We start from the raw sequence: 13,761 nt of genomic DNA on the forward strand, positions 1-13,761 counted from the left end.
GGACGAAGTGGTCGCGCGCACCCGGGTGACGCTGACGCCCGCGCTGGTGGACGAGGAGATTCGCCGCCGCTGGGCGGAGGTCGAGCGGCCCATGCTGATTCGCAAGGACTTCCAGCCGAACGAACTCCAGGAGGCGCTGGAGGGCTGGCTGCGAGAGCCGCTCACCCGCGCGGACACGGAGCGGCGGCTGACGCTGGCGCTGGCGCTGCGAGCCATCGCCGCGCGCGACGGCGTGAAGCTCGCGAAGGGCGCCGTGGACGCGCTGGTGGATGACCTGGCCGGGCTGTCCGGCGTCTCCCGTCAGGACCTCATCCGCGCGGTGAAGGAAGACAACCTGCTGGCCAAGCGGGTGGAAGACCTGGCGCTGCACTTCGCCACCGTCGACAGCGTCATGCGGCGCGTGTCGCTGACGCCGCCGACCTGACGTCGCGGCGGTGGGTTCAAGGCGTCTCGAGCGCCAGCGCCACCATCACCTCGGTGACGTCGCCGGGGTGGTAGCGGCCCAGTCCCGGGAAGGCGCGCAGCGCGGCCTCCGCGTGGTCCATGTCGTCCAGCCGCACCACCCGCGCGCCGGGCACCTCCGCGTCCACCGCCGTCACCATGCCGTCGGACGCGTAGCCATAGCGCTCGTCCAGGTAGCGCTGGAGCGGAAAGAGCGACGACAGGCGCGACAGCCGCGAGGTGGCCAGCGACACGGTGGGGATATCCGCCGGGTAGGGGTGCTGGGCGATGAACGCCATGCGCTGGGGATAGGACAGCTCCTCCACCGAGCGCGACACGCCGTGGAACAGCAGCGGGAAGGCGAAGTCGATGAGCCGCCGCATGTCCGGCGTGGTGGCCAAATCATGAGCGATGGACGAGCCGCCATAGGGCGCCTGGAGCGTCACCACCGCGCGCACCACCCGGCGCAGCTCCGGGTACAGGGCGAGCAGGGCGGTGCACTCGACGCCGCCCTTGCTGTGTCCCACCAGCACCACCGAGCGGCCGAAGTGCTCCGCGTCCAGCAGCGCCTCGCGCAGCACCGCGACGTTGTCGAGCAGCAACCCCTCCGTGTCCACCGACGCCTCGAGCACGTCCAGGCCCCGGCGCTCCAGCCGCTGCACGTTGTCCAGCAGGTAGCCGGGCAGCTCGTCCCCCAGCATGCCGCGCACCAGCACATACTGATGGCGCCACGCCTCGGCGGGCAGCACGGCCTCTCCTTCGCGCACGCTCCGCAGCAGGTGATGGAAGCGCCAGGTCAGGTCCTCCGTGGCCGGCGTCGTACCCGCCGCCCCGCGCTGGAGCCAGCCGGCCATGCCACCACAGCCAGGACCCCACCAGCGCGGCGCCGCGGGCAGACCGCGCAGACCTCGCGCCAGCCGGGCGATGGCCCCCGGCTCGCGAGCGGGCGAGGGAGAGGGCACGGGGGGAACGGGCGCGGGGACCTTGGCGGCGGACTGCTGCGTCATTTCACTCAGAAGCGTACCGGCAAGGGGTGGCGCGGCGCCAACGATGGGGACTCGGCCGCGAGCGGCTTTCGTGCGTCGGGTCTCGTGCTAAGTAGTCCAGCCAGAGGCGGGAGGACTTCGAAGCTGACCACCGGACAGGAATGGCTGGTTGACGCGAGCGGCTGCTCGCCTGGACTGCTCAAGGACGCGGCGGCGTTGGCGGCGCTCTTCGAGGAGCTGCTCGTCCTGCTCGACCTGAAGGTCGTGGGCCAGCCGCAGTGGCACGTGTTCCCAGAGCCCGGTGGCATCACCGGGCTGACGCTGCTGGCGGAGAGTCACCTGGCCATCCACACCTTCCCGGAGCATGGCTTCGCCGCGCTCAATGTCTACTGCTGCCGCCCGCGCGCGCGCCCCGACTTCGAGTCGCTGCTGGCGCGCCACCTGAGGGCGGCGTCCTGCGAGGTGCGGGAGCTGAAGCGGGGGGTGAAGGCGTGACTCAGGGGCGGTGTCCGTCGTGCGGCGCGGATGTGGAGTTCACCGCCGGCTCGGCGCAGGTGATTGTGTGCGGCCACTGCCAGACGGTGGTGGCTCGCAAGGGCGATGACTTCGAGTCGCGCGGGAAGATTGGCCGCATCCTCGTCACCGACTCGCCGCTCCAACTGGGCGCGGAGGGCCGCTACGCGAGCACGGCGTTCCAGGTGGTGGGCCACCTCCAGAAGGACCATGGCGCGGGCCCGTGGGACGAGTGGTACGTGGAGTTCTCCGACGGCCGCACCGCGTGGGTGAGCGAGTCCGAGGGCGCCTTCCACCTGCTGCTGGACGCGGGCGTGGAAGAGGGCGTGTCCCTGTCGGACCTGCACCCGGGTGAGCGCCTGCGCCTGCGCAACCGCCCCTGGGTGGTGGAGGAGCGCGGCCACGGCAAGGTGGTGGCCGCCGAAGGGCAGCTCCCCAGCGACGTGGACCCCTCGCAGGACTCCTATTACGTCGACGCCACCGGCTCCAAGGGCGCCTTCATCACGCTCGACTTCGGCACGCGCGACAGGGACCCCGAGGTCTTCATCGGCGAGCGGCTCAAGCTGGAGCAGCTCGGGATTCCCGTAGACCAGCTCCGCCCGCGCGCCCAGCGCAAGGTGGACCTCCAGCAGGCGCGCTGCACCGAGTGCAACGGCCCCCTGGAGCTGCGCGCCCCGGACAAATCCCTGCGCGTGGGCTGTCCCTTCTGCGGCGCGCTCCTGGACGTCAGCAAGGGCAAGCTGTCCTTCCTGCGGCTCCTGGAGAAGCCGGACCACGCGCCCATCATCCCGCTGGGAGCCAAGGGCAAGCTGAAGGGCACCGAGTGGATGTGCATCGGCTTCCTGGTGCGCTCCTGCACGGTGGAGGGCGTGCGCTACCCGTGGGAGGAGTACCTGCTCTTCCACAGGGCGAAGGGCTTCGTCTGGCTGATGCTCTCCAACGGCCACTGGGTGTTCCTGGAGCCGGTGGCCGGCGGTGACGTGCAGCTGGTGCCCCTGCGGTCCGCCTTCTACGACGGCCGCCGCTACAAGGCCTTCCAGAACGTGCACGCCGTCACGGAGAACGTGCAGGGCGAGTTCTACTGGGAGGTGACGGCGGGCGAGTACGCCGAGGCCACCGAGTACGTGTCCCCGCCGTACTCCATCAACGTGGACGCCACCGAGGACGAGGTGACGTACACGCATGGCGAGTACCTGGCGCCGGAGGTGGTGAAGGACGCGTTCAAGCTGAAGGAGGTGGGGCCGACGTACGGCATCGTCCCCAGCCAGCCCAACCCGCATGCGGCGAGCATGCGCTCCACGATGCTGTGGTCCTTCGTCTGGTTTCTGGGGCTGCTGCTCCTGGCGGGCCTCTTCTCCGTCTACGCGCGGCAGCAGGTGGTACTGGACGAGCGCGTCACGGTGCCCCCGGACGCGGCCCCCGGTACGCCCGCCGCCATGAAGTTCAGCGAGCCCTTCGAGCTGACCGCGCGCGGCAACATGAAGGTGGAGGTCGCCGCGGGCCTCAACAACGACTGGCTGGGCGTGCAGGGCGACCTGGTGAACCAGGACACGGGCGACGTGGTGAGCTTCTACCAGGAGGTCAGCCTCTACCAGGGCAGTGACAGCGACGGCTCCTGGAGCGAGGGCAGCCCGAGCGACAGCCAGTATCTGTCCGCGCTTCCGGCGGGCAAGTACGTGCTGCGCACCACGGCGGCCTACGACGCGTCACCCCGGCCCACCGCGCGCAACTACAGCGTGAAGCTGGTGCACGACACGCCCAATGACAGTTGGCTCTGCGTGGCGCTGGTGCTGATGCTGCTGGCGCCGGCGTTCGCCTTCTTCCGCTCGCACGGCTTCGAGACGAACCGGTGGGCGGACAGCAACCTGACGGAATAGACGCGCATGGCACGACACGGAGGCGCGGCATGAAGTGGTTCGGTGGACTGGTGCTGCTGGGTTACACGACCATGATGGTGTCCGGGTGGTCGCCCTTCACCAGTGAGGAGAGGGACCGCGTGCCGGGCAACGTGCGCCGAGGCCCGGGTGGCATCCTGTTGTGGACCGGTGGTTTTCAGGGAGGGAAGTGATGCTGTTACTCGGCGTCGTCGTGAGCTGGCAGGGTGTGCTGGCCAGCGTCATCTATTCGCTCATTGGCCTGGCGGTGTTCGTGGCGGGCTTCTTCGTCATCCGCCTCATCATGCCGTTCGACGTGCACAAGGAGCTGGAGGTCGACCAGAACACGGCGGTCGGCATCGTCATCGGCTCCTTCATCCTCGGCCTGTCCATCATCGTGGCCGCGGCCATCGGTGGTTGAGGGGCCCCAGGCCCGGCTCGAAGAAGACGTGAAGTGACGACGTGAACAAGACGCTGCTGTACATCACCGTCATCGTCATCGCGACGTGCGGGCTCATCTACGAGCTCGTCGTCGGGGCGCTCGCCAGCTATCTGCTGGGTGACTCGATTACCCAGTTCTCCACCGTCATCGGTGGCTACCTCTTCGCGATGGGCATCGGCAGCTACCTGTCGCGCTACATCGACAAGGGGGTGGCGCAGCGCTTCGTGGAGGTGGAGCTGGCGGTGGCGCTCCTGGGCGGCCTGTGCGCCCCGGTGTTGTTCCTCACCTTCACGCTGACGGACCTGTTCCAGGTGGCGCTGTACGGCACCGTCATCGTCATCGGCACGCTGGTGGGGCTGGAGATTCCCCTCCTCTTGCGCATCCTCAAGGACCAGCTCAAGTTCAAGGACCTGGTCAGCCAGGTGCTGTCGCTGGACTACCTGGGCGCGCTCGCCGCCAGCGTGGCCTTCCCGCTGCTCCTGGTGCCCAAGCTGGGCCTGGTGCGCACCTCGCTCCTGTTCGGCGTCCTGAACGCGGCGGTGGGCTTGTGGAGCACGTGGCTGCTCGCGCCGCTCCTGGGCAACCCGCTGCGCCTGCGCGTCAAGGCGGCGATGCTCACGGTGCTGCTGATGGTGGGCTTCGTGCTCGGCGACAGGCTCACGACGTTCTACGAGGACCAGCTCTACGCGGACGACGTGGTGCACGCGTCCAGCTCCCCCTACCAGCGCATCATCCTGACGCGCGGCAAGCGGGGCTTCTCGCTGTTCCTCAACGGCAACCTCCAGTTCGCCAGCGTGGACGAGTACCGCTACCACGAGTCCCTGGTGCACCCGGCCATGGTGCGCGCGGGCAGGGTTGAGCACGTGCTCATCCTCGGCGGTGGCGACGGGCTCGCCGCGCGCGAGGTGCTGCGCTACCCGGAGGTCCGCTCCGTCACGCTGGTGGACCTGGACCCGGCGATTACGGGGCTCGCCATGGGCTACGGCGAGCTGTCGACGCTCAACGAGAACTCGCTGAAGGATGCGCGCATGCGCGTCGTCAACGCGGACGCCATGCAGTTCCTGATGGAGGGTGACCAGCGCTACGACGTGGTGGTGGTGGACTTCCCGGACCCGAACAACTTCGCGCTGGGCAAGCTGTACACCACGGGCTTCTACAAGCTCTTGAAGAAGCGGGTGGCCCAGGACGGGGTGGCGGTGGTGCAGAGCACCAGTCCCCTGTTCGCGCGGCGCTCCTTCTGGTGCGTGGAGACGACGCTGAAGGCCGCGGGCTTCTGGACGCAGCCGTACCACGCGCTGGTGCCTTCCTTCGGCGAGTGGGGCTACGTGCTGGTGGCCCACGAGGCGCCGGGCCACCACCGCCCGCTGCCGGAGGGCCTGCGCTTCCTGGACCTGCCCACGATGGAGTCGCTGACGCTGTTCCCTCCGGACATGAGTCGCCTGCCCACCGAGGTGAACCGGCTCAACAACCAGGTGCTGGTGCACTACTACGAGGAGGAGTGGCGGCGGTGGAACTGACGCGGCGGGAGCTGGTCGCCGCGTTCCTCGGCTCGGCGGTGGCCAGCGCGTGCAAGCGCGAGCAGCCCCGGGCCCCCATCCCGGGCGCCATCGTCGACCGCGCGGTGGAGGTGGGGCACCGGCTGCGCGGTGGGCCGCTGCCTCGCGCCCAGACGCTTGAGACGGTGGACGTGCTGGTGGTGGGCGCGGGCGTCGCGGGCCTGTCCGCCGCGTGGCGGCTGGCGGGCGCGGGCGTGAAGGACGTGCGCGTGGTGGAGCTGGAGGCGGAGGCCGGAGGCACGTCCCGCTCCGGGCGCAACTCGGTGTCCCCCTTCCCGTGGGGTGCGCACTACCTGCCGGCGCCCACGGAGGACCGGGGGCCGGTGGTGCGGCTGCTGCGGGAGATGGGCGCGGTGTCCGGCGTGGACGCCCAGGGGCTGCCGACGTTCGAGGAGTCGCTGCTCATCCAGGAGCCGGAGGAGCGCCACTTCTACCGGGGCCACTGGTACGACGGGCTCTACCTGCGCGTGGGCGCGACGGCGGAGGACCTGGCGGAGCTGGAGCGCTTCGATGCGCGGATGAATGCCTTCGCCGCCGCCCGGGATGCCAAGGGACGCAAGGCCTTCGCGGTGCCCACGGCGCGCTCCAGCGACGACGCCGAGTGGACGGCGCTGGACACGCTGAGCATGGCGGACTGGCTCACGCGCGAGGGCTTCCGCTCGACGCGGCTGAAGTGGCTGGTGGACTACGCGTGCCGCGACGACTACGGCGCCACGTCCGAGCACACCTCCGCCTGGGCCGGCATCTGGTACTTCGCCGCGCGCCAGGACGGACAGGGCGAGCGCAGCGAGGGCTTCCTGAGCTGGCCCGAGGGCAATGGCCGCCTGGTGCACCAGCTCCTCTCCGCGCTCCCGCCCCGCGCGGTGGAGCGCGACGTGCTGGTGCACACGGTGGAGCCGGGCGAGCACGGCTGCCGGGTGGACGCGCTGGATGCTCGCACGGGCAAGCCCCGCTCCTTCCAGGCGCGCCAGGTGGTGCTGGCGTGCCCGCGCTTCCTCGCGGCGCACCTGGTGGCGCCGTGGCGCGCCGCGCGGCCCGCGTGGCTGGATGCCTTCAGCTACGCGCCGTGGGTGGTGGCCAACCTGACGCTGTCGTCGCCGCCCGTGTCGCGCGGCTTCCCGCTGGCGTGGGACAACGTGTTCCAGGAGAGCAACAGCCTGGGCTACGTGGTGGCCACGCACCAGCGGCTGCGCCAGGACGAGCGCGGCCCCACGGTGCTCACGTGGTACCTGCCCATGGCGGGCGCGGACGTGAAGGCCGAGCGCACCAAGGCGCTCTCCGCCAGCTACGCGGACTGGGAGGCGCTCGTCATGGCGGACATGCGCCCCGCGCACCCGGGCATCCTCCAGCAGGTGCAGCGCCTGGAGGTGCAGCGCTGGGGCCACGCCATGGTGCGGCCGACGCCGGGCTTCATCTGGGGCCCGGAGCGCCGGGCCGCGCAGGAGAGCGTGGGGCGCCACCTGCACTTCGCGCACACGGACCTGGGTGGGCTGGCCCTCTTCGAGGAAGCCAACTGGTTCGGAGTGAAGGCCGCGGAGCGCGTGCTGAGCGAGCTGGGCCAGCCCTCCACGAGCTGGCTCTAGTCTCCTTCCTTCCGCGAGGTGCCCAGGGACAGGCGGGCCGGGCCTTGCCCGCTCGGGTCCGTCCTGGGGGCAGCGGTGGGTGTCCTGTGGCGTGCCCAACTCTGACCCTCGGGGCTGGGGACGTGTCGTCCGGAACCTCCGGCGAGCGGCAGCGGCCTCCTGGGTCAGGACTTCGCGGAGGCACACCATGTCGCTCAAGGAATACAAACCCGGCAGCACCTTCCCCGGCGCCATCGGCCGGACGTGGGAGCAGTCGTCCCCAGCATGGCCTCAGCCGCTGCGCGCGAAAGAGGGCGCGCCCAACGTCCTCTTCATCGTCCTGGACGACACGGGCTTTGGACACCTGGGCTGCTATGGCTCGCCCATCCACACGCCGAACCTGGACAAGCTGGCGAAGGGCGGCCTGCTCTACAGCAACATGCACACCACCGCGCTGTGCTCGCCCACGCGCTCGTGCATCCTCACCGGCCGCAACCACCACTCCAATGGCATGGCCACCATTACCGAGGTCTCCCTCGGCTACCCGGGCTACAACGGCACCATCCCCTTCGAGAATGGTTTCCTCTCGGAGATGCTGTTGAAGCAGGGTTACAACACGTATGCGGTGGGCAAGTGGCACCTGACGCCCACGGAGCAGACGAGCGCGGCCGGGCCGTATGACCGCTGGCCGCTGGGCCGGGGCTTCGAGCGGTTCTACGGCTTCCTCGGCGGCGACACGCACCAGTACTACCCGGACCTGGTCCACGACAACCACCCGGTGCTGCCGCACAAGACACCGGAGGAGGGCTATCACCTCACCGAGGACCTGGTGGACCGCGCCGTGGACTTCATCGCGGACTCCAAGCAGGTGGCGCCGGACAAGCCCTTCTTCATGTACTTCTGCACGGGCGCGATGCACGCCCCGCATCACGTCCCCAAGGAGTGGTCCGACAAGTACAAGGGCCAGTTCGACGAGGGCTGGAACGCATACCGCCAGAAGGTGTTCCAGCGTCAGCTCAAGCTGGGCGTCATTCCTCCAGGCACGCAGCTGTCCCGGCAGGACCCGGACGTGGCGGAGTGGGACAGCCTGCCGCCCGAGGAGAAGCGCCTCTACGCGCGGATGATGGAGGTCTACGCGGGCTTCCTGGAGCACACGGACCACCACATCGGCCGGCTGCTGAAGTCCCTGGAGGAGAGCGGTGAGCTGGACAACACGCTCATCATGGTCATCTCCGACAACGGCGCGAGCGCCGAGGGCGGGCCGCATGGCTCCGTCAACGAGCTGAAGTTCTTCAACAACACGCCGGAGTCGCTGGAGCAGAACATCGCGGCGATGGACGAGCTGGGCGGGCCCAAGTACTTCAATCACTACTCCTGGGGCTGGGCGTGGGCCGGGGATACGCCGTTCCGCCGGTGGAAGCGCGAGGTGTACCGCGGCGGCACGACGGACCCGTTCATCGTCCACTGGCCCAAGGGCATCCGCGCGCGGGGCGAGGTCCGCACGCAGTACTGCCACGCCATCGACATGGTGCCCACGGTGCTGGACTGCCTGGGCGTGGAGTCTCCCCAGGACATCCGTGGCGTCACGCAGTCGCCCATCGAGGGCGTCAGCTTCCGTCACTCGTTCGACGACGCGCGCGCGGAGAGCCACCACCACACGCAGTACTTCGAGATGTTCACCAACCGCGCCATCTACCATGACGGCTGGCGGGCGGTGTGCCCCTTCCCCGGGCCGTCCTTCACGGAGGCGGGCGAGGCGTTCGGCGAGTCGGCCATCACCGAGGAGCGGCTGCGCAAGCTCGACGCGGAGGGGTGGGAGCTGTACCACGTGTCGGAGGACGCCTCGGAGACGAAGAACCTGGCGCAACAGGAGCGGGGCAAGCTCATCGAGATGATTACCCTCTGGTACGTGGAGGCGGGCCGCTACAAGGTCCTGCCACTCGCGGCGCTGGACCGCGCGGTGTTCGCCGCGGAGCGCCCGCAAATCACCAAGGACCGCAAGCGCTACGTCTACCGGCCACACACCTCACCCGCGCCGGAGAACGTGGCGGTGCACGTGCTCAACCGGCCGCACTCCATCACCGCGAAGGTGGACGTGGACGGAGACGCGGAGGGCGTGCTGCTCAGCCACGGCGGGATTACGGGCGGCTACACCTTCTTCATCCAGGACCGGAAGCTGCACTACGTCTACAACTTCGTGGGCGAGAAGGAGTTCCACATCGAGTCGGCGATGGAGGTGCCCACCGGCCGCACGGAGCTGCGCTTCGAGTTCGAGCCCACCGGAGAGCCGGACCTCGACGCCGGCAAGGGCGCGCCGGGACGAGGCAAGCTCTTCATCGACGGAGACCTGGTCGCCCAGAGCGACATCGCCTCGACGATGCCGCTGCTCATCAGCCTTGGCGAGGGGCTGACGTGCGGGAGGGATGACAACTCGTCGGTGAGCGTGATGTACCGCCCGCCCTTCGCGTTCCGGGGCGGCACGCTGCGCGAGGTGGTGGTGGATGTGTCCGGCGAGCACCTTCACGACGAGCAGAAGGAGCGCAAGACGGTGATGGCTCGGCAGTAGGGGGAGGCGACACCTCGTCGCCTGTGTGGGCCCGGCCTCTTCCCCGCGCTTCAGGGAGGCCGGGCCCTCTTTTCCCTAGAGCACCGGCGTGGGCGGGTCGAAGCCCAGCAGGATGCCGCCGGTGAGCTCCAGCGTGGGCCGGGCCACCATCGCGTGCTGGGTGATGGTGTGGACGTCGCGGAAGCAGCGCTGGAGCGCGCTGGTGTGGAACACGGCGGGGCCGCCCGCGGCCTCGTACATGCGGTCCACCGCGCGCGCGGCGCTTCGCGTGGCGTGAGTCATGGCCAGCCGCAGGTCGGCCCTGCCGCGCACGGAGACGGGGCCTCGGGTGGCCTCGTCGTGGAGGGCGTGGATGGTCTCCAGCGCGAAGGCGCGGGACGAGCGCACCTCGGCCTCCGCCTCGGAGATGGCCTCCTGCACGGCGGGGCGCGCGGCCAGCAGCCTGCGCTCCACCACCACCGTCTTCTGCCGGGCCAGCGTGGTCAGCTCATCGATGGCGCGCCGGGCGATGCCCAGGGCCACGGCGGGGATGCCCAGGCCCAGCAGGCCGAAGGGGAAGCCGTACAGCGGACGCGCGACGTGCGGGGGCGCGAAGAAGGAGAAGCCGTGGTCGTCGGGGACGAAGAAGTCCTTCACCTCCATGTCGCCGCTGCCGGTGCCGCACAGGCCGGAGGCGAACCAGGTGTCGTGGAGCGTGACGTCCTTGGCGGGGAGGAAGAACAGGCGCGTCTCCGGCACCCCCTCGCGCACCATGCGCGGCTTGCCGCCCTCCGTGACGAGCGCGCCGCCCACGAGCCACTGGCAGTGCCGGCTGCCGCTCGCCCAGGGCCAGCGGCCGGTGACGCGGTGGCCTCCCTCGACGCGCTCGGCGCGGCCCAGGGGCGCGGCCACGCCTCCGGTGATGACGTCTGGCGCGGAGAAGATGGCGCGGCCCACGGGCTCTGGCAGCCACGCCGCGGTGAGCGCGGTGGCGGAGCCAATCATCGCGCTCCACCCGGTGGCGCCGTCCGCGCGGGAGAGGGCCTCAATGACCTGGAAGGAGAGCGCGGGGTGCAGCTCCAGCCCGCCGTAGGTCTCCGGAATCATCATCCGGAAGATGCCCTTGCGGGTCAGCTCCGCGACCAGGTCCTGGGGGAGATGCCGCGCGGCCTCGATTTCGGCGGAGCGCGCGGACAGGCGCGGCGCGAGCTCCACGGCGGCGGCGAGGAGGGGGTGGGCGGGGAGTGGGGTGGAGCTCGTCATGGCGGACAGCCTAGGAAGCCCAGTGTCCTGGTTGCCAGCGGGAGATGGGCGAAGTGGGCGGAAATCCTGAGCGGGGCAACCCTGGGTGGTGAGTCATTCTTTGAATGTGAGACATGTCGAGGCCCTCTCGACCCACGCCCATGGCTGTCATTGTCCCGTGTGCCTGGCATCGAGGCGGCGCGCCTGAGATGCTTTCCGGATGCAAACAATTCTTCTCGTGCTGCTCACGGCCGCGCTCTCGACTCCATCCACGACGGAGCTCCCCGCGGCGCCCTCGCCCTTCGACACGGTTCCCCTGCTCAAGTCTGGCATTTCCGACGGGCAGGCGGGAATCGCGGGCAAGAGCAAGGATGACGACAAGGACAAGGACAAGAAGGACCGGTCGGGAAAGAATTTCACGAAGCGGCAGAAGGAGGTCGTGAAGGAGAGGAACGCGAAGGAGAACGACGGCAAGGTTCGCTGTGTGGGTTGCGACGTGGAGACGGTGCCCGGCAAGCGGCACCAGAAGGGCGTGACGCCTCCGTCGAACGAGGCCCATGTCGACCACAAGCTCGCGAAGTCGAAGGGGGGCGCGGGTGAGGTTGACAACGGGCAGGTGCTCTGTCGGAAGTGCAACCTCAAGAAGGGCAACAGACATTCTTGCGACGGGAAGTCGAAATGAGCGCCGCGAAAGTCGATGACCGGGTCAAGGTCATCTTCGAGCTGGAGAAGGACGAGGACGACTATCCCCCCGCGGACTCCGAGGGCCTCTGGGCCCGTCCCCTGGGAGGAGGGTTGTTCCAACTCGACAACGTCCCCTTCTTCGCGAAGGGCGTTGCCTGCGAAGACGTCGTCTCGGCCACGGACGTGGACGGTGAGCTCCTGTTCCAGAAGGTCGTGCGTCCCTCGGGGCATGCCACCCTGCGCGTCATCGTCTACGAAGAGGACGACGTCGCCGCCGTCAAGGCGCTCCTGGAGAAGCACGGCTGCGCTGTCGAGCGGAGCCATGTCCCCGGGCTCATCTCCGTGGATGTTCCTCCCACCGTCTCTCTCGACACCTTGAAGCCGATTCTGGACGAAGGTGAGGCCGAGGAGCGGTGGGGTTACGAGGAGGCGTGTCTGCCATAGACTGCGGACGCGCTGAATCCAGGTTGTCAATTGGCGGGTGGACGGAAGATGGTGAGGTGCCTCGAACCTGGAGCCGCCGATGAGCACCCTCCCGAGCCGTCAAGTCGTCCTCGCGCGCCACATCCCTCGACTGCCCGAGCCGGAGCACTTCCGCGTGGAGCGCGTGGACGTGGGCGAACCCCAGGAGGGAGAGCTGCGGGTGCGGACGCTGTTCGCGTCCGTGGACCCGGGCACGCTGGCCCGGTTGGGTGGTGTGGACTCGTACGTGCCAGCCCTCAAATTGGGCGAGGTCATCAGCAGCGCGGTCGTGGGCGAGGTGCTGGAGTCACGTGACTCGCGCTACGCCGTGGGTGACGTGGTGGTGGGGAGCTGGGGCTGGCGGGAGCACGCGGTGGTGAGTGCTCGCGGGCTGCGCAAGGTGGAGTCTGGCTCGGAGTCCGTCTCGGCGGAGCTGGGCGTGCTCGGCATCCCCGGGCTGACGGCGTACTTCGGCATCCTGGAGCTGGGGCGTCCGCAGGCCGGGGAGACGGTGCTGGTGTCTTCCGCCGCGGGCGCGGTGGGCTCCATCTCGGGACAGCTCGCGAAGCGTCAGGGGGCTCGCGCGGTGGGAATCGCCGGAGGCCCGGAGAAGTGTCGCTGGGTGGTGGAGGCGCTGGGCTTCGATGCCTGCATCGACTACCGCGCGGAGAAGGACCTGGCCGCCGCCATCCGCCGCGAGTGTCCCCAGGGCGTGAACGTGTTCCTGGACAACGTGGGCGGCTCCACGCTGGACGCGGCGCTCGCGTGCATGGCGATGAAGGGCCGGGTGGTGGTGTCGGGGCTCGTCGCGGACTACGGCGTGCCACCGGAGGCGCGCGCGGGGTTGAAGAACACGCCGTTCTTCATCATCCAGCGGCTGCGCATGGAGGGCTTCGTGGTGTTCGACTACGCCGCGCGCTTCGGTGAGGCACGTGCGGAGCTGCGGCGGTGGCTCCAGGACGGAACCCTGCGCCACCGCGAGCACATCGTCGACGGATTGGAGTCCGCGCCCGCGGTGTTCGCGGGCCTGTTCCGAGGTGAGAACTTCGGTCGCGCGGTGGTTCGCGTCCCCTGAAGCGGAGCTAGCCTCCCCCGGGGTGGGTGATGTAGCGCGTGCGCCCGTCGCCGAGGTCTTCCGCTCGCGGTCCTGGCACCGAGTCCACCGCGATGATGACGATGTCCTTGCGCTGTCCCAGCACCACGAGCTCGCTGGGCTCCACGAGGCTCGCGTCGCCGCTGACACCTTCAGGGAAGAACACCGCGCTTCCTTTCTCCAGGTAGAGAATGGGGACACGCGCGCCCGTGTCCTCCACGTCGTCGGGCACGAAGACATGCACCGTGCGCGCGAGCGGTGTCAGGTCCACTCCGCACGAGGTCAGCAGGGCGAGCAGTGGAAGCATCCAGAAACGCATGACGGTCCTCCTGGCCTCGGCGCGCGGCCGGGCACTCCATGA

At 69.5% G+C, this 13,761-nt stretch carries 13 protein-coding genes and 1 pseudogene; 11 read left to right on the forward strand and 3 right to left on the reverse strand.

Annotation, left to right across the window (positions count from 1 at the left end):
• Window positions 1-424 (forward strand): annotated as a pseudogene (locus ACN469_RS16215) (trigger factor); the annotation flags it as partial.
• A 16-nt stretch (window positions 425-440) separates the two neighbouring features.
• On the opposite strand, the gene ACN469_RS16220 reads toward ACN469_RS16215, so the two are convergent.
• A complete protein-coding gene (locus ACN469_RS16220; RefSeq protein WP_498768874.1) occupies window positions 441-1,448 on the reverse strand; it encodes an alpha/beta hydrolase family protein in 1,008 nt (335 codons plus the stop codon).
• Between the two features lie 195 nt (window positions 1,449-1,643).
• On the opposite strand from ACN469_RS16220, the gene speD reads away from it, so the two are divergent.
• The 7 genes from speD to ACN469_RS16255 all read left to right on the forward strand — a co-directional run bounded on the left by speD (window position 1,644) and on the right by ACN469_RS16255 (window position 9,940).
• Window positions 1,644-1,922, forward strand: a complete 279-nt coding sequence (gene speD, locus ACN469_RS16225; RefSeq protein ID WP_498768876.1) for an S-adenosylmethionine decarboxylase — start codon at window positions 1,644-1,646, stop codon at window positions 1,920-1,922.
• Window positions 1,919-3,817: a DUF4178 domain-containing protein gene (locus ACN469_RS16230; RefSeq protein ID WP_498768878.1), complete on the forward strand. Its 1,899-nt coding sequence runs from the start codon at window positions 1,919-1,921 to the stop codon at window positions 3,815-3,817. The genes speD and ACN469_RS16230 overlap by 4 nt, the downstream gene beginning before the upstream one ends.
• Window positions 3,818-3,846: 29 nt before the next feature.
• Window positions 3,847-4,008: a hypothetical protein gene (locus ACN469_RS16235; RefSeq protein ID WP_498768880.1), complete on the forward strand. Its 162-nt coding sequence runs from the start codon at window positions 3,847-3,849 to the stop codon at window positions 4,006-4,008.
• On the forward strand, window positions 4,008-4,235 hold the full coding sequence (locus tag ACN469_RS16240) for a DUF350 domain-containing protein (RefSeq protein ID WP_141647619.1): 228 nt from the start codon (window positions 4,008-4,010) through the stop codon (window positions 4,233-4,235). The genes ACN469_RS16235 and ACN469_RS16240 overlap by 1 nt, the downstream gene beginning before the upstream one ends.
• Before the next feature lie 41 nt (window positions 4,236-4,276).
• The gene (locus ACN469_RS16245; protein ID WP_498768882.1) at window positions 4,277-5,773 is read left to right on the forward strand and encodes a polyamine aminopropyltransferase; all 1,497 of its coding nucleotides are present in this window, start codon (window positions 4,277-4,279) and stop codon (window positions 5,771-5,773) included.
• The gene (locus tag ACN469_RS16250) at window positions 5,764-7,395 is read left to right on the forward strand and encodes a flavin monoamine oxidase family protein (protein WP_498768884.1); all 1,632 of its coding nucleotides are present in this window, start codon (window positions 5,764-5,766) and stop codon (window positions 7,393-7,395) included. The genes ACN469_RS16245 and ACN469_RS16250 overlap by 10 nt, the downstream gene beginning before the upstream one ends.
• A gap of 187 nt (window positions 7,396-7,582) precedes the next feature.
• Window positions 7,583-9,940 carry an arylsulfatase gene (locus tag ACN469_RS16255; RefSeq protein ID WP_498768886.1) on the forward strand — a complete coding sequence of 786 codons (2,358 nt, stop codon included), beginning with the start codon at window positions 7,583-7,585 and terminating at the stop codon, window positions 9,938-9,940.
• Between the two features lie 75 nt (window positions 9,941-10,015).
• Here ACN469_RS16255 and ACN469_RS16260 read toward each other — a convergent pair whose 3' ends face one another.
• Window positions 10,016-11,182 carry an acyl-CoA dehydrogenase family protein gene (locus ACN469_RS16260; protein ID WP_498768888.1) on the reverse strand — a complete coding sequence of 389 codons (1,167 nt, stop codon included), beginning with the start codon at window positions 11,180-11,182 and terminating at the stop codon, window positions 10,016-10,018.
• Between the two features lie 199 nt (window positions 11,183-11,381).
• On the opposite strand from ACN469_RS16260, the gene ACN469_RS16265 reads away from it, so the two are divergent.
• The 3 genes from ACN469_RS16265 to ACN469_RS16275 all read left to right on the forward strand — a co-directional run bounded on the left by ACN469_RS16265 (window position 11,382) and on the right by ACN469_RS16275 (window position 13,382).
• Complete coding sequence (locus tag ACN469_RS16265) at window positions 11,382-11,843, forward strand: HNH endonuclease (RefSeq protein ID WP_498768890.1); 462 nt, start codon at window positions 11,382-11,384, stop codon at window positions 11,841-11,843.
• Window positions 11,840-12,289 (forward strand): DUF4265 domain-containing protein, encoded by a 450-nt coding sequence (locus tag ACN469_RS16270; RefSeq protein WP_498768892.1) that lies wholly within the window; start codon window positions 11,840-11,842, stop codon window positions 12,287-12,289. Before ACN469_RS16265 ends, ACN469_RS16270 begins: the two co-directional genes overlap by 4 nt.
• Window positions 12,290-12,368: 79 nt before the next feature.
• On the forward strand, window positions 12,369-13,382 hold the full coding sequence (locus ACN469_RS16275; protein ID WP_498768894.1) for an NADP-dependent oxidoreductase: 1,014 nt from the start codon (window positions 12,369-12,371) through the stop codon (window positions 13,380-13,382).
• A gap of 7 nt (window positions 13,383-13,389) precedes the next feature.
• On the opposite strand, the gene ACN469_RS16280 is transcribed toward ACN469_RS16275, so the two are convergent.
• On the reverse strand, window positions 13,390-13,719 hold the full coding sequence (locus tag ACN469_RS16280) for a hypothetical protein (RefSeq protein ID WP_498768896.1): 330 nt from the start codon (window positions 13,717-13,719) through the stop codon (window positions 13,390-13,392).
• Window positions 13,720-13,761: the final 42 nt, after the last annotated feature.

Source organism: Corallococcus terminator, from assembly GCF_049194865.1.
In the GTDB taxonomy this organism is placed as follows: domain Bacteria; phylum Myxococcota; class Myxococcia; order Myxococcales; family Myxococcaceae; genus Myxococcus; species Myxococcus terminator_A.